23 protein-coding genes are annotated in these 19881 nt (G+C 54.3%); 6 read left to right on the top strand and 17 right to left on the bottom strand.

Going from position 1 to position 19881, the window contains the following annotated elements:
* The 3 genes from AC2FNL_RS19035 to AC2FNL_RS19045 form a co-directional block, all read right to left on the bottom strand.
* Positions 1 to 607 (bottom strand): IS6 family transposase (locus AC2FNL_RS19035; protein ID WP_496834697.1); only part of this gene is annotated, 607 nt, incomplete at its 3' end.
* A 186-nt stretch (positions 608 to 793) separates the two neighbouring features.
* On the bottom strand, positions 794 to 2098 hold the full coding sequence (locus tag AC2FNL_RS19040; protein WP_496834698.1) for a ferredoxin reductase family protein: 1305 nt from the start codon (positions 2096 to 2098) through the stop codon (positions 794 to 796).
* Between the two features lie 174 nt (positions 2099 to 2272).
* Complete coding sequence (locus AC2FNL_RS19045; protein WP_496834699.1) at positions 2273 to 2659, bottom strand: hypothetical protein; 387 nt, start codon at positions 2657 to 2659, stop codon at positions 2273 to 2275.
* 231 nt (positions 2660 to 2890) lie between these two features.
* Here AC2FNL_RS19045 and AC2FNL_RS19050 point away from each other — a divergent pair, with 231 nt between their 5' ends.
* Positions 2891 to 3688: an MBL fold metallo-hydrolase gene (locus AC2FNL_RS19050; protein ID WP_496834700.1), complete on the top strand. Its 798-nt coding sequence runs from the start codon at positions 2891 to 2893 to the stop codon at positions 3686 to 3688.
* A gap of 2 nt (positions 3689 to 3690) precedes the next feature.
* Positions 3691 to 4632 carry an MBL fold metallo-hydrolase gene (locus AC2FNL_RS19055; RefSeq protein ID WP_496834709.1) on the top strand — a complete coding sequence of 314 codons (942 nt, stop codon included), beginning with the start codon at positions 3691 to 3693 and terminating at the stop codon, positions 4630 to 4632.
* Between the two features lies 1 nt (position 4633).
* Here the strand turns inward: AC2FNL_RS19055 and AC2FNL_RS19060 are convergent, their stop codons facing one another.
* From AC2FNL_RS19060 to AC2FNL_RS19125, 14 genes are all read right to left on the bottom strand, one after another.
* Positions 4634 to 5692 (bottom strand): YeeE/YedE family protein, encoded by a 1059-nt coding sequence (locus AC2FNL_RS19060; protein ID WP_496834701.1) that lies wholly within the window; start codon positions 5690 to 5692, stop codon positions 4634 to 4636.
* Positions 5693 to 5750: 58 nt separating this feature from the next.
* Positions 5751 to 6974, bottom strand: a complete 1224-nt coding sequence (hemA, locus tag AC2FNL_RS19065; protein WP_496834702.1) for a 5-aminolevulinate synthase — start codon at positions 6972 to 6974, stop codon at positions 5751 to 5753.
* A 1-nt stretch (position 6975) separates the two neighbouring features.
* On the bottom strand, positions 6976 to 7410 hold the full coding sequence (locus tag AC2FNL_RS19070; RefSeq protein WP_496736487.1) for a DUF302 domain-containing protein: 435 nt from the start codon (positions 7408 to 7410) through the stop codon (positions 6976 to 6978).
* 79 nt (positions 7411 to 7489) lie between these two features.
* Positions 7490 to 8752: an FCSD flavin-binding domain-containing protein gene (locus tag AC2FNL_RS19075; RefSeq protein WP_496834703.1), complete on the bottom strand. Its 1263-nt coding sequence runs from the start codon at positions 8750 to 8752 to the stop codon at positions 7490 to 7492.
* 24 nt (positions 8753 to 8776) lie between these two features.
* Positions 8777 to 9487, bottom strand: coding sequence for a c-type cytochrome (locus tag AC2FNL_RS19080; protein WP_496736483.1), 711 nt, complete (start codon positions 9485 to 9487; stop codon positions 8777 to 8779).
* A 2-nt stretch (positions 9488 to 9489) separates the two neighbouring features.
* Entirely contained in the window at positions 9490 to 10815 is a 1326-nt protein-coding gene (locus AC2FNL_RS19085; protein WP_496834704.1) for a c-type cytochrome, read from the bottom strand.
* Complete coding sequence (soxC, locus tag AC2FNL_RS19090) at positions 10799 to 12061, bottom strand: sulfite dehydrogenase (RefSeq protein ID WP_496736480.1); 1263 nt, start codon at positions 12059 to 12061, stop codon at positions 10799 to 10801. Before soxC ends, AC2FNL_RS19085 begins: the two co-directional genes overlap by 17 nt.
* Before the next feature lie 24 nt (positions 12062 to 12085).
* A complete protein-coding gene (gene soxB, locus AC2FNL_RS19095; protein WP_496834705.1) occupies positions 12086 to 13783 on the bottom strand; it encodes a thiosulfohydrolase SoxB in 1698 nt (565 codons plus the stop codon).
* An 88-nt stretch (positions 13784 to 13871) separates the two neighbouring features.
* The gene (soxA, locus tag AC2FNL_RS19100) at positions 13872 to 14717 is read right to left on the bottom strand and encodes a sulfur oxidation c-type cytochrome SoxA (RefSeq protein ID WP_496834706.1); all 846 of its coding nucleotides are present in this window, start codon (positions 14715 to 14717) and stop codon (positions 13872 to 13874) included.
* A gap of 70 nt (positions 14718 to 14787) precedes the next feature.
* A complete protein-coding gene (soxZ, locus tag AC2FNL_RS19105; protein ID WP_475143377.1) occupies positions 14788 to 15117 on the bottom strand; it encodes a thiosulfate oxidation carrier complex protein SoxZ in 330 nt (109 codons plus the stop codon).
* A 34-nt stretch (positions 15118 to 15151) separates the two neighbouring features.
* The gene (gene soxY / locus AC2FNL_RS19110) at positions 15152 to 15568 is read right to left on the bottom strand and encodes a thiosulfate oxidation carrier protein SoxY (protein WP_058275041.1); all 417 of its coding nucleotides are present in this window, start codon (positions 15566 to 15568) and stop codon (positions 15152 to 15154) included.
* Between the two features lie 46 nt (positions 15569 to 15614).
* Complete coding sequence (gene soxX / locus AC2FNL_RS19115) at positions 15615 to 16091, bottom strand: sulfur oxidation c-type cytochrome SoxX (protein WP_475143376.1); 477 nt, start codon at positions 16089 to 16091, stop codon at positions 15615 to 15617.
* A gap of 131 nt (positions 16092 to 16222) precedes the next feature.
* Positions 16223 to 16801, bottom strand: coding sequence for a thioredoxin family protein (locus AC2FNL_RS19120; protein ID WP_475143375.1), 579 nt, complete (start codon positions 16799 to 16801; stop codon positions 16223 to 16225).
* A gap of 14 nt (positions 16802 to 16815) precedes the next feature.
* Positions 16816 to 17556 carry a cytochrome c biogenesis CcdA family protein gene (locus tag AC2FNL_RS19125; protein WP_496737484.1) on the bottom strand — a complete coding sequence of 247 codons (741 nt, stop codon included), beginning with the start codon at positions 17554 to 17556 and terminating at the stop codon, positions 16816 to 16818.
* Positions 17557 to 17705: 149 nt separating this feature from the next.
* On the opposite strand from AC2FNL_RS19125, the gene AC2FNL_RS19130 reads away from it, so the two are divergent.
* The 4 genes from AC2FNL_RS19130 to AC2FNL_RS19145 all read left to right on the top strand — a co-directional run.
* Complete coding sequence (locus AC2FNL_RS19130; protein WP_496834707.1) at positions 17706 to 18011, top strand: hypothetical protein; 306 nt, start codon at positions 17706 to 17708, stop codon at positions 18009 to 18011.
* Between the two features lie 100 nt (positions 18012 to 18111).
* Entirely contained in the window at positions 18112 to 18420 is a 309-nt protein-coding gene (locus AC2FNL_RS19135) for an ArsR/SmtB family transcription factor (RefSeq protein ID WP_142635976.1), read from the top strand.
* A 42-nt stretch (positions 18421 to 18462) separates the two neighbouring features.
* A complete protein-coding gene (locus AC2FNL_RS19140) occupies positions 18463 to 19524 on the top strand; it encodes a YeeE/YedE family protein (RefSeq protein ID WP_496834708.1) in 1062 nt (353 codons plus the stop codon).
* Positions 19525 to 19770: 246 nt separating this feature from the next.
* Positions 19771 to 19881: DUF805 domain-containing protein (locus AC2FNL_RS19145; RefSeq protein WP_496834710.1), on the top strand; the 111-nt coding region annotated here is incomplete at its 3' end.

Here is a 19881-nt window from a genome sequence, read left to right on the forward strand (position 1 = left end):
AGACGGAGGAATGGACGGAGGCGAATTTCTGTAGACTTCGCATGCGCCTGAAACGCTGCATCGCGCGTTCGCGTCGTTGAAACGGCAGGTGTGAATTCTCGGCGCGGTTGTTGAGCCACCTGCCCGTCTGTTGTTTTTCGAACGCGCCTATTTCTCTGAGCGCAGCCTTGTAGGAAGCGAAGCGATCTGTGACGACCTCCTTGGCGCAACCGTGCCGTTTCATCAATTTCCTGAGGAATTTTAGTGCTGCAGCCTTGTTTCGGCGCTTGGTGACAACTGCTTCCAGCACTTCACCTTCGTGATCTACTGCACGCCACAGATAATGTCGCTTGCCATTCACCTTTACGAAAACCTCGTCCACGTGCCACTTCCATTTCGAGAACGCGCGCAGCTGCTGCACACGCTTCCGTCGGATCTCAGCTGCAAACATTGGACCAAACCTGTTCCACCAATATCGGACGGTTTCGTGGCTCACGTCGATGCCTCGCTCGTGCAACAGATCTTCGACATTTCGAAGCGAGAGCGGGAAACGGATGTACAGCATCACCGCAAGGCGGATGACCTCGGGACTGGTTTTGAAGTACTTGAAAGAGGCAGGTTTGGTCATGGGCAAAAGCTACGCAACCGTCCTGCCTGCCTCAAGACAAGTTCTTCTGACAAGACCCATGGAACAGCGTATCTGCAATGCAGGTGTTAGCGCAGAACAAAAGCGAGAATTATCAAGCATAGTATGATGTTCGACACCCAGATTGCGCAAGAAACACGGCGCCGCAGACTCATATTCTTGAAGGGATTAGTCATAGTCGAACCGCTCCGACAATACGCGATGAGAGGGCGTGCCTCTCTCGATCAGGTGATCTTCGACTATGTCCATCATGGTGGCGGGTCCGCACATGACAAAGACCCATTCTCTGAACTCCTCCTCTGAAAATACACGATCCATCAGCGCGGCATCAACAAAGCCGATTTCGCCTCGCCAGTTCTCCGGGGGATCCGAAAGCACATATGTGACGTCTTCTGCACCCAGTTCATCCCGATAGGCTATTTGGTCGATTGCGCGGTTTCCATAGACGACCTTCACCTTTCGTCGATCTTCGGAAAGGCGCATTTGCCTGAGTATTCCGATCAGCGGCGCAAGCCCGACACCTCCCGCGATAAGCGCGACACCCGGTTCGGTACACCCGTCGACACAAAGACTACCGTAGGGGCCGTCAAGGTAAGCAATTGTACCAGCCTTTGTCTGACCAATGGTTCTTGTGAAATCCCCAAGTTCCTTGATCATAAAAGAAAGTTCAGGGCCACCCGCCGGTGCAGAGCAAATTGAGAAAGGGTTTTCCTTCATCGAGAACGTACTGTGCCCCACATTCAGCCAGACAAATTGCCCAGCCCTGTAATCAAGGCCGCAATGGCCGTTTGGCGTCACTGTCACCTGCCATTGCTTGGGCGTCAATCGGGTGACGGAAGCAACGCGCCACGGGCGGGCTTTGTCCAGAAGGGGCGCTAGCAGGTAAACAAAAAGCAGCGATCCAACTGCGACACCCGTCAACGCCAGCCAAACCCAAGTCACAACAGGTTGCGATCCATATCGTCCCGCATAGACGGTGTGATGCAACAGAAGCAATGCGATCAGGAGCGCGCCAATCCCGTGAGTCAGGCGCCACGTCTCGTATTTGTAGTCCAGTTGAGTGCGTCTGATTGCCAGAAGAATAAGGCCTGGAAGAAGCGCAAATGCCGCGATCCCGGTCGAAAGGCTGACGAAATCGGTCGTTACCGTCAGTTGTCGCGTGGGATCCCAAGGACGCTGACCACCGGAGGGTGTGCCCTGGTATAGAAAGGGATGCAGAAACGCAAACGCGAGTGCTGTGCGGGCCATGACCTGATGAAACCGCATCGTCACATCCATCTCGACGCCATTCGAAACACTCTTGAAACGACCCGACAGGACAAATTCGGCGAGGATCATGGAAAACGCAAGAATGCCAAGACCAGAAGCAAGGTCTTGGTGGAACAGGCGTGGTGGACCCCCGACCAGCCACGACAAAATCAACGGCGATGCAACAACGACCAGATAAGCGAAAATCAAAAGGAGTGGTTTCATTGTGACTCTGGCTCAGAGAATATAGGAGCTAAGTTTCACCTTTTGCCGGTAGGGTTTGACACAGAGCAATAGACCTCAGACGTTACGTCACTGCAACAATCATGAAACACGCAGCTACGACCGGCGGAAAATCCGGATACAGTCTTATGCCTTTATCGACAGATCCCTGCTTGGCTAAGAAAGCGCTTCGAACAAAGACGGTCTGGTCTGAGGCTTGGTGCCATCCTTTCGAATGCTTGCTGTAATAGCGTCTGGCAATGTCGGTGAAATCTTCGCCGCGCTCTTTACTAACGGCCGGTTTTTCTGCCGCACGGCGGCGTCACTCAGTACGCAGCTGCTGCGATTTTCTTTCTGCGTGCGCACGCAGCGCAGAGTGGCGATGACTGGGTTGGGCTCTACGCCGTCACTCGAAGAGTTTGGACGAATGGCCACTGTCGGGACAAAGAAGACATCGAGCGAAGAGCAAATCACATAGCACATGACGCCTATACACATCACCACGGCAAGGCGAATGACATTCGGGGCTGATTTTGAGTTTGTTGAATGGCGGCCTTCATTCATCGAGTAAATCCTTCGGAAGCCCCTGCCCGACTCAACTCTAGTTCTCCTGAAAAGACTCCACCTTACGTCATTTACAAATCATTACATTCATCTTATTGATTGTTAATGGGTCGAAATGAGTTTTCACGGCGCAATTTTTTGTGCGGTGCCGCTTGTCTAACAGCGGTTGGAGCGAAATCCAAAATCGCTTGGGCAGAGCTACAACTCGGTTCATCGGCTCGGATTGCAACCATGTCAGACGGGTACCTGTCATTGCCTCCGGAAATGGTCTTCGGCGCCATGCCGAAGGAAGAACTTAGGCAGCTTCTAGACAGCTACAAGGTGGACGCGACCAAGTACGAGCCAGAGTGCAACGTGGCGCTTTATCGAGATGATAAAAACACGGTGTTGTTTGATGTCGGAGCTGGACCCGATTTCATGCCCTCCTCCGGTAAACTTCTGGAATCTCTTGAAACCATCGACTTGTCGCCCGCAGACGTCTCGCACGTGATTTTCACCCACGCGCACCCGGATCACATCTGGGGTGTTTTGGATGATTTCGATGACCTTCTTTTCCCCAACGCCACGCATCACTTTGGCCGCAATGAGTGGGATTATTGGTGGAACCCCTCAACGGTTGATACCATTGGAGAAGATCGCGCTGCGTTCGCTGTAGGCGCGAAGCGGCGTATGGCGGCAATTGAGGATCAGGTCGCGTTTTTTGACGACGGACAAGAGATTCTTCCCGGTGTTGCAGCACGCGCAAGCTTTGGACACACGCCCGGCCACATGGCGTTCGAAATTCGCAGCGGTGGTGAGTCCGTGATGATTGTAGGCGACGCGTTGGGAAATCCACACGTAGCTTTTGAACGCCCCGACTGGCACAGCGGCACGGATCAGGATCCACAGGCGGCCGCAGCAGCTCGGAACTCACTGCTGGATCAGATTTCCCACGAGCAAATGAAAATGATTGGGTTCCACCTGCCAAATGGTAGGATCGGCCGGGTCGAGAAGACTGGCTCTGCTTATAAGTTCATTGGAGAACCATAATGATGCGATCGCTGGCGATTGTCTTGGCCCTGGCCACACCAGCTTGGGCAAGCGAGGATATTGCAGACCAATACCCTCAAAGTGTGCTGTACTCCAAACCGGTCGAATACATCCCCGGCGTCTACTCTGCCATTGGCGCAACCGCCCCGCCGACCTACGAGAACTCTGGTCACAACAACAACCTCAGTTTCATAGTTACCGGAGATGGCGTGGTCGTCATAAACGGTGGCGCGGCTTATTTGCTTGCCGAAGCACTTCACCAGGAAATTCAGTCGATCACGGATCAGCCGGTTAAGCTTGTCTTCAACGAGAATGGCCAGGGGCACGCGATGCTCGGCAACGCCTACTGGTCAGAGCTTGGCGTTCCAATCATCGCCCATTCGGATGCTGCGGCCGAGTTCGAGGAATACGGCCCTCAGATACTTGAAGGAATGCGACGCTACAATCAGGACAAGGCGAAAAGAACCTTCCTGGTTGGCCCAACCGAAACATTCGAGGATGAATACGTTGTTGAAATGGGTGATTTCCGGATTGAGGCCAAATATCTCGGGCCGGCCCATAGTCCCGGCGATATCTCGATTTGGCTGCCGAACCAAAGCCTTGTTATCGCGGGTGACATGGCTTTTCACGAGCGCATGCTGCCTATTTTTCAAGAGACCTATACGGCGGATTGGCTTGAGACTTGGGACAACGAGTTCGAAGCTTTGGGAGCCACATATGTCATCCCCGGCCACGGTCATCCGACAAACATGGATCAGGTGCGCCGCTATACACGCGATTACCTGATATATCTGCGCGGCAAGATCCAAGAGCATATGGATGCTGGCGGCGATCTGGCAGAGGCTTACTATGTCGATCAGTCTCCGTATGCCCATTTGGACACGTTTGAGGAACTGGCGACAAAAAATGCCGGGCGCGTATTTGAGCAAATGGAATTCGAATGACTCAGGACGTTTGAGGAATAGGTATTCGCCTCAATAACCTATGCGTGCTGATCGCTCCAACCCACATGAAGAAAACGGCAAGCCACGCTGTCAATGACAGGGCGGACCCTCCCGAAAGCCCTGCACCTACAGCGCAACCTCCGGCCAGCATGGCTCCAAAACCCATTAGGAAAGCTCCTGCAAGGTAGCGTTCCATGGGAGTATCAGGGCCAAAACGTTCGATCTTCCACTCCCTTGCAGTTAGGGCCGAGCCTGCAGCACCAATTGCTACGCCTGGAACAAGGCCGATGCCGAAAGACAAAACAACGTTCCTTTCTGCAACCAACGCCATCAGTGTATCCGTGGCCGGTCCTGTAAATGTGATTGACGACACAGGCACGACCTCAAAAGATGCTTGCGCGATCGCAAATGTCATCAACCAGCCGAGTGCCACCGCTACACCAACGCCTGCGGCTGTTATGATCCTGATAGGCGCGACTCTCCGGTGGAATGCGAATGCAATTGCGGACACCAATCCCAACGCTGCAACGGCTGTACAAGCAACTGGCGAAAATCTAAATATTTCTGAAAGATCTCGCGAGGCGCCTCCTGAGACAGTCCAGATCCCGGAAAGCAATTCTCGGACGGGACTAAGAACGCCCGTGTAAGCAGCCTGAGCCACTAAGGTTAAAACCAATCCTGTAATCAGGGCGCGCAGATTACCGCAGGAGGCCAATACCAACAGGCGAGATGCACACCCACGCGTCAACACCATGCCAACGCCGAACATCGCTCCGCCAATTATTGCTCCGCTGAGGCTACCCGTCGACGCAATCGCGCGTGTCTCGGAAAGGTCTAACCACTCAAACGCGACAAACGCCTGCACTAAGGTGAGCGTTGCGGTGAAAGCGATCAGCCAGACAGCCAGGCGAGGACCAAGCTCGCCTTCGGCGACTTCGATGGTCGCCGCTCTCAAACAAAAGTGAGACTTCTGGGCCGTCACGCCGAACAAGATACCGACAAACGCACCGGCGAATGCCAAAGCGCCAAGGTCTCCCAACAAATCGATGAGCCTTTCCATCAACAGAGACTCTCACTTGGTTGCTTGCGCGTCCTTGTCTTCGGTCAAGTTGTCATTGTCATTGAGCGACCATTGGCCTGCGCGCCAATTGGCATTGCGTCCATAGCTCACCCAAGGCAGACACCAGTCGATCCACGTCGTCGGTGGAATGCACTGGGGAAGGTGTAATCCGTAGACGTTCCGTTCCCTTGGGGACGGTTGGATAGTTGATCGGCTGGATGTAAATTCCATAGTCACGCATCAGCACGTCAGAGATGAAGCGACACTTGACCGGATCGCCGACCATGACCGGAATTATGTGACTTGGGTTCGGTGTATGCGGAATGCCCAGACCGTCCAGCCTTTCTCGCACCTCGCGCACGCGCTGCTGGTGCAAATGTCGTTCCGAATTGCTTTGCTTCAGGTGCCGAACAGAAGCGGCAGCTCCTGCGGCCACGGCGGGAGGCAATGCAGTGGTGAATATAAACCCGCTGGCGAAGGATCGCACAAAGTCGACAAGCTCTTTCGACGCGGCGATGTATCCGCCAACTACGCCGAATGCTTTGCCCAACGTCCCCTCGATGACGGTTAGCCTTTCCATCAGGCCTTCGCGTTCGGCAATGCCTCCGCCGCGCGGTCCATAAAGCCCTACGGCGTGAACCTCATCCAAATAGGTCATCGCGCTATAGCGATCGGCCAGATCACAGATTTCGGCAATTGGTGCAATATCGCCATCCATTGAATAGACGCTCTCAAACGCAATGAGCTTCGGTGCATTGGCAGGCAGTTCAGAAAGGTGCCTTTCAAGGTCGGCTAAATCATTGTGTTTCCAGATACGCTTTTGGCACCGACTGTGGCGAATGCCCTCGATCATCGAGGCATGGTTCAACTCGTCAGACAAGACCGTGATGCCAGGAATGCGAGACGCCAGAGTTCCCAGTGCGGCCCAGTTCGAAACGTAACCGGACGTAAACAGCAACGCAGCGTCCTTGCCATGCAAGTCAGCAAGTTCTCGTTCCAGCAAAACATGCTGGTGGGTCGTTCCAGAGATATTACGTGTTCCTCCCGCCCCGGCACCAACCTCATCAATCACCTTGTGCATTGCTGCAATAACACTGGGGTGTTGACCCATGCCGAGATAGTCATTTGAGCACCACACAGTGACTTTCTCGGGTCCATTTTCCGCGTAGCTACGCGCTGTCGGGAACGCGCCACGCTGCCTTTCGAGATCCGCAAAGACCCGGTAGTTCCCTTCCTCCTGAAGCTGGTCGAGTTGATTTCGAAAAAACTGCTGATAGTTCATTTCAGTTCCCAAGGGCTTCTTCGACGATTCCTGACAACAGATTCTGGACCTTTTGCATCGGTCCGTCCGGGTAACTTCGGTATCCCACCATCACGCCACTGTCGTCTTCAGCGACAAAAATTCCGTAGGGGCAGAAGCCAATATTCATCGGGTCCGCTTCCATCACTTCACGCGAGATTTTTGCCGAGCAGAAAATGAAGATGTCTGCGGCCGAAAAAATCTGCTTGTCGCTGCCAACATCTGCGCCTGTTCGATTCAGCATTTCCCCAACATGGCTCACATAGTCGATGACCAATCCCTGTCCCACAATAGCGGACTCGACGGCGAACGTTGCATCATCAAAACTGCCGTCGAAGGGGATAGTAATGATCTCTTCTGCAAGCCCTTGGCTCGCCAAAACAGTGGAAAACGCGGCTGCGGCGATAAAGTGTTTCATGGTTTTAGTCCTCCTCCTAAACCGCATTTTCTCAGATTGATCATCGGGGTCTTTGACACCGGTCAAAGCCCCGATTGCCTCAACCAAACATGTCCGACGTGATACCGGCGTACCAACCAAGAGACTCTTCGTATGTTGCTTTCCTCAGGTCGGCATCTTCACCGGTCTGGCTGATAAAGCCATCGACTTTGGCGATCTTTTCAGGCGTCGCCTCATAAGTCGCGCCAACTTTCACACCATCATCGGTGTCAATGAGCGACCAGCATGTGTTCGAGAACTTGGCCGGGAATACTTTTGACCCGGTCAACGCACCTCTTACTGCGTTCGCACAGACCTTTGCCTGGCTGTTTGCCGAAAAACCGGATTTCGGCATGTCACCCTGCTGGCTGGCATCACCAAGAACATAGATATCCGGATCGGCTTTGGAGGACATGTCCGCAGCGTTTACTGGTGCCCAGTTGCCATCGGTCACTCCCGCCATTTCCGCAATGCGACCGGCTTTCATCGCCGGTATCACATTGCAAACATCGACCTTTGTCTCTTCGCCGTCGATGGTCACCGTCATTGCTTCCGGATTCACGGATACATTTCCGCCGCCGAAGTCTTCGCCGATCCAGTCAACCATTCCTTCATAGTTGTTTCCCCAGCCTTCTTGGAACAATGCCATTTTTGAGAATTTGGGCTTCGGATCAGCCACAATGATCTTTGCTGTTGGGTTGTTTGCCTTCAGCACGTGCGCCACCATCGAAACCCGTTCATACGGCCCGGGCGGGCAACGGTACGGGTTGGGAGGAGCGACCATCGCGAAGGTACCGCCTTCGGGCATCGCCATGATCTGCGCTTTCAAAAGCTCTGTCTGAGAACCGGCTTTGTAAGCATGCGGCATCTTATTTTGGGCCGATAGGTCCCAGCCTTCGACCGCGCCATCAACAAAGTCGATACCGGGGCTAAGGATCAGCTTGTCATAAGGAACTGACCCGCCACCTGCTAGTGACACCGTCTTTGCGTCGCGATCGACCCCAGTGGCCCAATCATGCACGACGTTGATACCGTAGTTCGAGGCAAGCGTGCCGTAGGTGTGGGCGATGTCCGATAGCTCCTGAAAACCTCCCAAATAAAGGTTTGAGAAGAAACAGGTGTAGTAGGTCCGAGACGGCTCGATCAGCGTCACGTCAATCTCACCTTTGCTGTCCTTTGCGATGTAACGCGCGGCGGTCGCACCGCCCGCACCGCCGCCAACAACCACTACACGGGGCTTGCCTTGAGCCAGCACCATCGGAGCGGATAGCCCGGCGGCCACTACCCCGGCGGCTCCAAGAAATACTCGTCTATTGAGTGTCATCGCGTTTCCTCCCCTCAGGCACTTTCATTCTGGATTATTGAAGTAGGCGGCCAATGCCGCGATCTCGTCATTGCTCAGCCGTCCGGCGATCATTTGCATGACCGGATGTGGCCGCTGTTTGTCCTTGTAAGCGTGCATGGCGACCACGAAGTCTTCGTCAGGCCAGTACACAATCGAAGGAATGCCCTCATCGCCCCCTTCGATCTGGTGACACGTTGTGCATTCGCTGCTGAGATATGCGCCGTACTCAGGATCTCCTTGTATCGCCAGGATCGCAGGATCGATCGAATGATCCGTGCCTTTCGCCGTTGGGTCCGCTTCTGGGATGTCCTGAGGATTATCCGAAAACGCCCGCAAATAGGCGATCACGTTGGCTCGGTCTTCCGGGTCTTTCAAACCGGGAAAACTCATCCGCGTGCCTGACGCAAATGCGCGTGGGTTTTCGATGTAGGCGGACAGAGTATCAGCGTGCCATTCCAGACCCGAGTTACCCGCACGCTCTAGGCTTTTTGAGTAATTGAAACCATCCAGACCTGCGGCTTTCCGCCCAAAAACACCGTTCAGATGCGGCCCGATTTTGTTTTCCGCTCCTTCGCCCACCTGATGGCAGCCTTTGCATTTGGCGAACACTTCTTTTCCGGCTTCGGCGTCGCCGAGGCCTTCGGTGGCGTGGGTCGATGGGGCAACAGCAACCATAACCGCCGCGCAGGTCAAAAAAATGTTCAACCACCGCATGATCAGCTTCCGAACGACTTGAGGTAAACGATCACGGCTTCAATATCGTCTGGTTTCTTAAGCCCAGCAAAGGACATGCGTGTGCCCTTCATGTAGTCCTTGGGTTTTGCCAAGAAGGCCGCCATTTCTTCCTCGGTCCAAACAAGACCAGCCTCGGCAGCTGTTTTCATAGCTTTGGAGTATTTGAACCCTTCAACCGACCCTGCGTTGGCCCCGATAACCCCGTTCAGCGCCGGGCCCGTACTGTCCTTTGCACCGTCACCAACCTGATGGCAGGATTTACATTTCTTGAAGACCTTCTCACCGGCTGCGAACAGTTCCGTAGTCTGGTCAGCCTCATCGGTTTCTTGAACAGCCGGTGTTGCGGCGGCTTCTTCCTCAGGCTTTGGCGCTGCGGTCGGAATGAACGAGGGCCCCTCCGCCGTGAACGTCGGCAACTCGTCCGCGCTGGCTTCGTTCATGACCGAATTCGAACCGCCTTCTTGTGGCGTCTCAACCAGAAAGACAGAGCGCATAGTAACAGCGGCCTCTGTTTTGCAGTTCTCCATACAGGGCTCTTCTCGCCATTCTGCGTACTCAGTCTCAGGTCGCGTATCGACGACAAATCCATCCTTGTTGTACATCTCGAATTCGGCGAAGTTTTCATTGCTGAGAACGAAATCGTCATCCACCAGGTCATTGGAATAAAGGATATAGGCGACTATCGCGTAGGTCTCATCCGCCGTAAGCGTACCCGCTTCGCCAAATGGCATTGAGCGGGAGATGTAGTCCCAGGCGGTTGACAAATGCGGCCAATAAGACCCGACGGTTTTTACAGGATCCTCGTCGGCAAGCGTGTCGAATCCACCGGCCAGAACAGGCCAATTGTCGGCGCCTTCGGCAAACTCGCCGTGACAGGACGCACACCGGTCGACAAACACTTCTTCTCCAGTCCAGACATCGCCTGATCCAACCGGCAAGCCACGCCCGTCGGGCAAGATGTCAACGTCCCAGGCAGCGATCTCTTCCTCCAATGCAGGACGTCCAAGCCCAATAGTACCGTCGCGACTGGGCGCTGGTGCAGTTAGGTTCGCACCATTTGCAACCCGCTCCGCAGCGGCCGCTTGGATTTCTTCGACTTTAGTCTCGAGTTCAGCCGCTCGACTGGCCTCCGCTTGCGCGTTTTCCAGAGCTGATGCTGCATGCGCTTCAACCTGACCTATCCGGGTTTCCAAAGTGTCTATCTTCGACTGGCCGTAGTTCCGATTGGCAAATACCAACGCTGCCGCAAGCACCAAGGCCGTGCCACCAAATACGGGCAGGAAAACATGACTAAGAGACTTCGACATTCTCAGCGATCCCTTCTGCGCTCACATACCAAGTCTGGATACAATTGTTGTGGTAGACCGCGTTTTCTCCGCGCTTTTCGCGTAGCTGGTCTTTGGTTGGCTGCACATAGCCGGTCTCGTCTATCGCCCTGGCCTGTAACAACATCGGTGCTCCGTCCCAGTTCGTATCGAGATAGAAACGCGTCAAAGCCTTGCTGTCACCCTGCTTGCCAAGGCGCGCTGTCTCCCAGGTGATCCCGCCGTCCTTGGACACATCGACCCGCGTAATTTGCCCGTGGCCTGACCAGGCAAGTCCGGAAATGACCAAAGGCCCCGGTCCGTGTTTGATCGGCATTTGCGGGCTGGGTGAGGTGATGACGGATTTTGCATCCATCACCCACGTCCATTTCTGGGCTGTGCCATCGGCGTAGACATCAGTGTATTTTGATGTTTCTTCGCGGCTTTCGACCGCCATATCGACAACCTCAATGCGGCGCAACCACTTGACCCACATGTTGCCTTCCCACCCGGGAACAACCAGTCGCACGGGGTAACCATGTTCCATGCGCAGTGCTTCACCATTTGCCTTGAAAGCCACCAACACGTCATCCAGTGCTTTTTCCATCGGGATGGAGCGGCCATTGGATGACGCATCTGCGCCCTCAACATAGACCCATTTGTCTGGTGAGATATCGGCACCCGCTTCCTGCAACAGCGTACGCAGTGGAACACCGGTGTATTCCATGTTGTGAATCATACCGTGCGTAAATTGGACGCCATTGAGTTGCGCACCCGCCCACTCCATACCGGTATTTGCCGCACATTCGCAGAAATACACATGGTTTTCGCGCGGGAAACGCTCAATGTCGTCGTAAGTAAACACAAGCGGGCGATCGACCAGCCCGTTGATCATCAGGCGATAGTCTTCCTTGCGCAGCTCAATCGCGCCCGAATGATGACGCTCAAAAGCGCATCCTTGCGGAGTGATCGTGCCATCAAGCGCGTGGATCGGCGTGAAATTGATCGACGAAATCGGAGAGGCGGTCAGCCATTCCACATTGCGGCGCACGACATGGGATTCAAAGCTGATTGGCATGCCATAAGGTGACTCATCGACACCGGCGCCCGTGTAAGACGCCCAATCTTGAAGCTCTGTTATAAGTGGGTCGGGCGTGTCTGCCGCTGCCGCACCCGCGACTGACCCTGCGGCGACCGCAGCACTGCCTTTCAGGAAAGCCCGGCGGGACGGTTTGAACGCGTCATCCATATCTCTTAGGTCTCCATCTGTTTCTTAAGCGCCGACGACATCGACGCTGGTGTTCTCATGCACCGTGACGGTGCCAAGGTTGCGAATGTGGTTTTCGACGACATCCCAGATCGGCGGACCTTCAGTGCCTTCGTTGACACTGGCCCAACCAGCCACGACGTAGGTCTTCGATGGATCAATCGCTTCACCCGTTTTGAGGAGGGTCATTTCGCTGATCCGTTGCCCTTGTGGTTTGGTCACATCGATGCGGTAGCCAAGTCCACCGACGCGGACCATATCGCCGCCCTGCTGGTAGTAAGGATCGGGATTGAACAGGTTGTCACCGACATCCTCGAGGATCACATGGATGAATTCGCCTGTCATTTCTGTGCGGTAGGCGTTGGGATACGACATCGATGTGACGTTCCAGATGTCCTCGCGCGTGATATCTTGTCCCGGCAGGATTGAGGGGCCCCAACGGACGCCAGGCGACATCGCGATGTCTGCCTCACGCTCATTGATCAGGGCATCGCAAATCAGGTCATCCCAAGTGCCGTTAAAGTTGCCGCGGCGGTAGAGTAACGAATCCGTTTTGCCAATCACCTCACTCAGCGCAGCTTCATAAGGCGCACGCTGGTCGTTTATGAGAGCGGTGATCGCAGGATCAGGAGCGATGACGTCAGAGAAGATCGGGATCAGCTTGTGCTTCAGCCCCATCATCTGCCCGTCCCTCACGTCGAGATCGACGCGGCTGACGAACTTTCCGTTCGAGCCAGACGCGATGATATGCGTTTTACCGACCAGAACCGGCTCTGGAAGTGCGTCATGGGTGTGACCGCTGAGGATCACGTCGATCCCTTGCACCCGACCTGCCATTTTCTTGTCCACGTCAAAGCCGTTGTGGCTGAGGACGACAACGACATCAGCGCCGGCATCGCGAACCTCGTCGACCATGGCCTGCATGTTTTCATCCCGGATACCGAATGAGTACTCGGGGAACATCCAGCCTGGGTTCGCGATTGGCATGTAAGGAAACGCTTGCCCGATAACAGCGACCTTTGCACCGCCCCGATCAAAGAACTTATAGGGTTGGAACAATTCTGCAGGTTCGTCCCACTCGGCATCAAAGATGTTCTGACCTAAGGCCGCAAAGGGCAAACCTTCGACGATTTCGTTAACCCTGTCGCTGCCCAACGTGAACTCCCAATGGAAGGTCATAGCATCGGGATTCAGAGCGTTCATGACATTGACCATGTCCTGACCGGCTGTCTGATAGCAGGTGTAGGAACCGTGCCAAGTGTCGCCCCCGTCCAGTAGCAATGCATCAGGACGGTCAGCACGAATGGCGTTAATGACAGTTGAAACTCGGTCCAATCCACCAACCCGACCATAGGTCTTGGCCAGCGAAGAGAAATCATTGTAGGTCAGCGCATAGGCCGACGGGCTTCCATCTTCGATCCCGTAGGCCTTGCGGAACGCCGCCCCTGTAACATGCGGCATCTGCCCTCGTGCATCGCCAATACCAAGGTTTATCTCGGGTTCGCGGAAATAGATCGGTTTGAGTTGCGCGTGAATATCGGTGACATGTATCAGGCTGATATTTCCGAAGGTCTCGAACTCCAACAATTGATCCTGCGTTAGGCTTTGCTGCGCGGCAAGTCTGGCCCAGTTTCCGAACCCGGACGCCCCGTACAAAGCCGATGCAGCCATTGAAACCTGCAAGAAGTCACGTCGCGAAATCATCTATCAGCTTTCCTATAACACATATAAATGTGTGAATGTTATTTACCTGGAAAAACCCGCGCAGGACACTGTCCACGCGGGTCGTTCACTATTGCCGTACTGCAGGAGTTTCGACTGAAAGCCCGTTGCCACGCGAGGCCACATAAAGCTCAAGCGCGCGAAACTCGTCCGAACCTTCGGCAAAAGTTTCCGCCCGCGTATCGCGAATACAGCCGCGGAAACGATTGTGGCGCGAGATCAGCTTGGCCTGTTTCAGACGATACGTCGGGAACCCGTTGATCATACCCTGGCTCAGGTGGTCGGCACGGATCATGTTACCCCAGTTGTCTTCATGACAATTGGCACAGCTAAGCTCCAGCTGACCATAGCGAGTATAATACATCTCCTTGCCCTGCTCCCAGTACGGGGCGGCATCGCCATCAATTTCGACATTCATTGGCATGCCGCGTGATTGAAGACCGATCAAAGCGACCATGCCCTGCATATCGCCCCCGGACCATTTCCAAGCATCCGCTTCCATGCGGTCCGTACGACACTTGTTGATCAGATCTTCCATGACGACCAGCTTGCCGGTTTCTGCATCCACCTTCGGCATGGACGCCTGCAATCCCTTGAAGCTTTCCACTCCATCGTGGCATGAGGCGCAGCTCTCGCCAGCGGCACCATCAACGGTCTCGAAGAGATCGGCGGCTTGATCGACGAAGATCATTGCAGGATTGTCGAAGTCATCAATTTGAAGCGCTTGCGTTTCATCCGTGCGAAAATGCCAGCCCGAATAGATTATGTCCAAATTTTCCAGATGTGCCGGAGCATCAGTGACCGAGGTCATGTCCAGCTCATCATTGATCGTGAGATTGTCTTCGTCCGGTCCAGCCATCGCTGCAGCCGGGAAAACCAGAATTGCCGCGATCGCCTTAATTGCCTTGGTATTCATTGCGTTCCTCCCTTGGTGGATCAGCGCCAATTCCTCGGACCCGCGCTGATCTGCCGTAGTCGTCGAGACGTCAGGCGATCTCGATCGTTTTCTTCTCATCGTAGACAGAGCCGTCATCGTCGTACCAAGTGAAGACAAACTCACCGGACTCGGGCACAGTCGCTTCGAACTGGAAGTATGGGTTGGTCGAAATCGCCGGCTCCATCGTCACATCAACAACCATTTCTCCGTTAAACTCGCAGGTGAAACGGTTGATGATCGAGCGCGGGATGACGTTGCCTTCTTTGTCTTTACGCTGGCCGCTTTCCATCTTGTGGCTGATCAATGTCTTGATCGTAACGGTTTCTCCAGCAGCGGCTGTCTTTGGAACCTTGACGCGGGGTTTTACACCGGATGCCATTGGTTAGTCTCCTGTTCTTCAGGGCGCGTGGCGATCAGCCGCCGCAGCCGCCGATTGTCACTTTTACGGTCGCAGACGCTTTGGCAAAGCTGCCATCTGCCATCTTCGCCACGGCAATGACATCCTGCGTTCCGGCAAGACGGATGCGAGTTGATGCGGCTTGTTCAGCAGCCAACGGGCCGAAATTGAAAGTTGCAACGCCCGGTTCGGGGTTACCTGCAGCCACGATAAGAATTGCAGCTGCGCCCGGAGCACTGACTTCGATTGGTACGGTATTGCCGTTTTCAGCGATTTCCGGTGCAGTCAACGTAACACCGCCGTCAGCCACATCTGCGCCGCCCGTAAATGCCGCGATGGCATCTTCAGCAGCTGCATTTGCCCGAAGCGGCATAATTGTCAGGAACGCGGCGCCCAGCCCAAGGGCCAGTGTCTCGCGGCGAGAGAGTTCCATTTTCAATCTCCTTTGAAACTTCGAAAATTCACGCTTTAAAGCGCGACTATTCTTCTTTCAGGGTCGCAAGAAACGCGACCACGTCCTCGATTTCTTGTGCCGTCAGGATCGACGTCAAAGGCGCGGTTGGGGCTTTTCCGGTATAGGCGTCGCCTGGGCGGATATATCCGTCATCCTTGTAGAACGCAGGCATAACCGTACCTTCAAACGTCATCTTTGCATTTGCGACCAACCCGCGAAGTTCCGCTTCGGTCCAACGATCACCGGCGCCATCCAGCATCGGACCAACTTCGCCATGAAACGGGATGTCGGCCAAAGCCGAAACCGCGTGGCACGCCACGCAATTGCCTTTTGACTTGTCGCCAACGATCAGCGCGCCATTTTCCGCATCACCAGCAGCGCCAGTCAAAGAGACTTCGATAGCACCATAGTCGTCGTAGCTTACGTCCTTCGGGTTTGTATCTGCCGCAAATGCAGCAGAGCCCGTCATTGCGCAGACCAATGTTAAGAGTCTCAGCTTCATGATCCCTCCCATTTGCTAACGCGCCGACGGCGCCTTGCGACCCAAAGCCTTTGTGTACCGTAGTCGACGAGTACCGCTTGTCGCAACATTAAATTCATCATAATGAATTTTTTTATTTGTAATAATGGCACTCAATCTTGAGAAACATTGTTTCGCTCCTGAATGCGGCGGGCATGATACCGTTGGAAATCTTCACCATTATCAAGTTCGTATCGTTTCTCGTCGACCCAAGTGAAAAGATCCAAGGTTGTTCCCTTGGAGAAAGCTCCCGGCATCACAGCGACCGCAGCGTCAATGGCTGTGGCATCCTCCGGCACCTCTTCCGGCAGAAAAACAAGTGTCGGGGTAAACAGAATCCCCCATTTGCGCATCAGTGCTCTTTGCTCATCCTCTTCCCCGTCAAAGTCCGTAGCCGTGGTGCTGCCATGCAAATCCAGTTGGACGACAAAGAAGTTCTCTTCGATGAACGCTGCGAGGTCAGGCTGGGGAAACACTTCATCGTGCATTTTTTTGCAGTAGATACAGCCCTGCTGTTCAATAAATAACACCAACCGCTTACCTTCGCTTGAGGCCTCTTCAAGATCCTCTCGGAGGTCTTTGAAGGTGTCGCGCATCCACGGCGTTTTATGCAAACCGTCGTCGCCGAGTTCAGCGGCGGAAACGACCCCGCCGATCAGAGAAGCGATCAATACTGACAAAACTCGTTTCATGTCTTCCTCCCGAATTAACCGATGGCTGCGAGCCAAGGCATATGGTCGAGCATCCATTGTGCGATGTGATTGATGGAGTTGGTTGCGATGAGGATGCCGAAGACCACCAGAAAGCCACCCATTGCCTTTTCGATGAGGGGCAAGTGCTTTCTGAACTTTGCCATCCATTGCATGAAGGGGCGAACCAGAAAGGCCGCCAGAACAAACGGTGCGGTCATTCCAACCCCGTAGACGAATAGAAGCGCCGCTCCGCGCCAAGCCGTTTCGGTTCCGGCCGCTGTAAACAAGATCGCAGCGAGCACAGGGCCGACGCAGGGTGTCCAGCCAAAAGCAAATGCCAAGCCCAAGACGTAAGCCCCAATCAGGCTAACGCTTGATGTCTCACCGACGTCCGCACGAAATTGGCGGTACAGGAATCCGATGCGAATGAACCCCAGGAAATGCAGCCCCATCGCAATGATGATCGCCGCTGCAATCCAGCGCAGGATGTCGAAATACTCTCGTACAAGCTGCCCGAATATCGAAGCTGTCGCTCCCAGCGCCATGAAGATAGTTATGATCCCAGCTGCAAACGCTATCGCAGAAAGCGTTGCCCTGCGACGAACGTCGGCGGAAAGTGTTGACCCCGCAGATATCTGATCAATCCCGACGCCGGCCAGATAGCTAAGATAAAACGGCACGATAGGTAGGATGCAGGGCGACAGGAAAGACAACAGTCCTGCGACCAAAGCTCCTGCAAATGTAATGTCGAGCATGGTCAAACCTGTCCTGGCACGCTATCATTCACACATTCAAAATAATAAAGATATGTCGCTGCGGTCAATCGGAGCTTGAGATGCGCCACCTACTTCTACTTTTGACTGCAATCACGTTGTTTGTTTCTCCCGCGGCTTTACGGGCAGAAATGATACTTCTGATGGCGGAAGAAGATGGGTGTATGTGGTGCGCACGTTGGGACATCGACATCTCGGAGACCTACCCCAAGACACCGGAAGGAAATGTCGCTCCACTTCAACGCATCGATATCCACGCGGCTATGCCTGAAGGCATCGCATTGGAGCGGCCTCTCTACTACACGCCAACCTTTGTTCTGCTGGACGATGGCCAAGAGGTCGGCCGGATCGAAGGCTATCCCGGCGAAGATTTTTTCTGGGGGTTGCTGGGCGTTTTGCTGCGTGACGCGGGGGTGCTTATTGAGACCTCTGGATAATAGGTGGCGTATTAAATAAACTGTTTTGAATGCGTGGAGCTATGAAAGCGAGGCGATCTTGTTGGACAAATCTTCGAAACTGCCTGTGTTCTCCAAGGACATGTGCGCCGAAGACATGGACAGAATGATGGAAAATGCTCAGACGGCGTCAAATTTCCTCAAGGCAATCAGCCATGAAGGGCGCTTGATGATCTTGTGCTATCTGTCATCGGGTGAAAAATCTGTCACGCAGATGGAAGAAATGCTCTCGGCCCGCCAAGCGGCCGTGTCTCAGCAACTGTCTCGCCTACGCTTTGAGGGCTTGGTCAAAACGCGACGCGAGGGGAAAACGATCTACTACAGATTGGCGGATGATCGATCGACACAGATTCTCGAAGTCGTTTACGATCTATTCTGCAGGGAGAAGTAGAGGCCGCCAAAAATACCCGCCAGCTTTGGGAGGAGACTGGCAATGTTTGAAGCATTGGGAGACGCCAATACCGTCGCCCTGATCGGTGTGATCGGCGGCATTGTGTTGGGCTTGGCCGCACGTATTGGCCGTTTTTGCACGCTGGGTGCAATCGAAGACTACCTTTACGCAGATGATGACCGGCGGCTGCGCATGTGGGCAATTGCGATCGGCGTAGCAATTGTCGGCAGCCACTCAGCTATGGCTTTCGGCTGGCTGGACCCTGTTGGAACTAGGTTTCTTGCACAGACATGGAACCCACTTGGGTCGATCGTAGGTGGTCTCATGTTCGGTTACGGAATGGCCATAAGCGGAAACTGCGGCTATGGCGCGCTGGCAAGGCTTGGAGGTGGCGACCTGCGATCATTCGTCATCGTATTAACTATGGGGCTGTCCGCTTACGTCGTCATGTCCGGGCCCCTTGCATACTTGCGTGTTTGGGTTTTCCCCGAGGAAATGGACCTTAACGGCCCCCAGAGCTTTAGCTTCCTGGCCGAACGGCTGACCTCTATCCCAGCTTGGCTCATTGGCTCCGTCATCGGCGTTGCGTTGGTGATTTTTGCCTTGGCAAACCAGCGCTTCCTCCGCACTCCCGCACAGGTGTTCTGGGGATCTGTAGTCGGACTAGCGATCGTATCAGGGTGGCTCGGCACAAATTGGGTTGCGACGCATGGTTTCGACGGTGAGCCAGTTCAAACCCATACTTTCGCTGCACCCCTTGGCGACACGATATTCTACCTTATGACAGCCTCCGGGAACTCTTTGTCCTTTGCGGTCGGATCAGTCTCCGGCGTTCTCATTGGCGCGTTCTTGGGGTCCTGGTCCAAAGGTCATTTCCGATGGGAAGCATGCGAGGATCCACGTGAACTAAAGCGGCAAATGCTCGGCGCGGCGATTATGGGGCCCGGCGCGATCATCGCGGTCGGTTGTAGCGTCGGGCAAGGTATTTCTGCCTTCTCATTGTTGGCCTACGGCGCGCCTGTAACATTCGCTGCCATCTTCGTAGGTGCGGCGCTTGGGTTGAAACAACTCGTGTCTGGGTTGTCTTTCATAACTGAGCGTTGAGCTCACAGTTCTAATCAAAACTCACGCGTGTAGGGCAGTTTTCGCGGTTCTCTATTGTTCAGAATCCGATCCCCGTTGGAGGCGCATATGGGCACGAGGCGTTCATTCAACAAATACGCTCATACGTCCGTTATGCGGACAATGCAGCCTGTTGCAGTTACAGCATCTGAGTAGGTTGACCAAAGCTTGCAAGTTGTCTCCTCGTGTCAGAAAGTACCTATCGAAGCACTCAGGGAGCACGCAGACATGGGTTTCGTCGATGCAATAAAGACATGCCTTGCAAAATACTTCGTTTTTTCCGGGCGCGCGGCGCGGTCAGAGTACTGGTGGTTTGTGTTGTTCGTGGTCCTCGTCAGC

It is taken from the genome of Ruegeria sp. CRTD044, from assembly GCF_059613485.1.

What these genes read in the sequence shown, in the direction of transcription:
- AC2FNL_RS19040 (WP_496834698.1), bottom strand. Translation starts at nt 2,098, where the DNA reads ATGAAACCACTCCTTTTGATTTTCGCTTATCTGGTCGTTGTTGCATCG.
- AC2FNL_RS19045 (WP_496834699.1), bottom strand. Translation starts at nt 2,659, where the DNA reads ATGAATGAAGGCCGCCATTCAACAAACTCAAAATCAGCCCCGAATGTC.
- AC2FNL_RS19050 (WP_496834700.1), top strand. Translation starts at nt 2,891, where the DNA reads ATGTCAGACGGGTACCTGTCATTGCCTCCGGAAATGGTCTTCGGCGCC.
- AC2FNL_RS19055 (WP_496834709.1), top strand. Translation starts at nt 3,691, where the DNA reads ATGCGATCGCTGGCGATTGTCTTGGCCCTGGCCACACCAGCTTGGGCA.
- AC2FNL_RS19060 (WP_496834701.1), bottom strand. Translation starts at nt 5,692, where the DNA reads ATGGAAAGGCTCATCGATTTGTTGGGAGACCTTGGCGCTTTGGCATTC.
- hemA (WP_496834702.1), bottom strand. Translation starts at nt 6,974, where the DNA reads ATGAACTATCAGCAGTTTTTTCGAAATCAACTCGACCAGCTTCAGGAG.
- AC2FNL_RS19070 (WP_496736487.1), bottom strand. Translation starts at nt 7,410, where the DNA reads ATGAAACACTTTATCGCCGCAGCCGCGTTTTCCACTGTTTTGGCGAGC.
- AC2FNL_RS19075 (WP_496834703.1), bottom strand. Translation starts at nt 8,752, where the DNA reads ATGACACTCAATAGACGAGTATTTCTTGGAGCCGCCGGGGTAGTGGCC.
- AC2FNL_RS19080 (WP_496736483.1), bottom strand. Translation starts at nt 9,487, where the DNA reads ATGCGGTGGTTGAACATTTTTTTGACCTGCGCGGCGGTTATGGTTGCT.
- AC2FNL_RS19085 (WP_496834704.1), bottom strand. Translation starts at nt 10,815, where the DNA reads ATGTCGAAGTCTCTTAGTCATGTTTTCCTGCCCGTATTTGGTGGCACG.
- soxC (WP_496736480.1), bottom strand. Translation starts at nt 12,061, where the DNA reads ATGGATGACGCGTTCAAACCGTCCCGCCGGGCTTTCCTGAAAGGCAGT.
- soxB (WP_496834705.1), bottom strand. Translation starts at nt 13,783, where the DNA reads ATGATTTCGCGACGTGACTTCTTGCAGGTTTCAATGGCTGCATCGGCT.
- soxA (WP_496834706.1), bottom strand. Translation starts at nt 14,717, where the DNA reads ATGAATACCAAGGCAATTAAGGCGATCGCGGCAATTCTGGTTTTCCCG.
- soxZ (WP_475143377.1), bottom strand. Translation starts at nt 15,117, where the DNA reads ATGGCATCCGGTGTAAAACCCCGCGTCAAGGTTCCAAAGACAGCCGCT.
- soxY (WP_058275041.1), bottom strand. Translation starts at nt 15,568, where the DNA reads ATGGAACTCTCTCGCCGCGAGACACTGGCCCTTGGGCTGGGCGCCGCG.
- soxX (WP_475143376.1), bottom strand. Translation starts at nt 16,091, where the DNA reads ATGAAGCTGAGACTCTTAACATTGGTCTGCGCAATGACGGGCTCTGCT.
- AC2FNL_RS19120 (WP_475143375.1), bottom strand. Translation starts at nt 16,801, where the DNA reads ATGAAACGAGTTTTGTCAGTATTGATCGCTTCTCTGATCGGCGGGGTC.
- AC2FNL_RS19125 (WP_496737484.1), bottom strand. Translation starts at nt 17,556, where the DNA reads ATGCTCGACATTACATTTGCAGGAGCTTTGGTCGCAGGACTGTTGTCT.
- AC2FNL_RS19130 (WP_496834707.1), top strand. Translation starts at nt 17,706, where the DNA reads ATGATACTTCTGATGGCGGAAGAAGATGGGTGTATGTGGTGCGCACGT.
- AC2FNL_RS19135 (WP_142635976.1), top strand. Translation starts at nt 18,112, where the DNA reads ATGTGCGCCGAAGACATGGACAGAATGATGGAAAATGCTCAGACGGCG.
- AC2FNL_RS19140 (WP_496834708.1), top strand. Translation starts at nt 18,463, where the DNA reads ATGTTTGAAGCATTGGGAGACGCCAATACCGTCGCCCTGATCGGTGTG.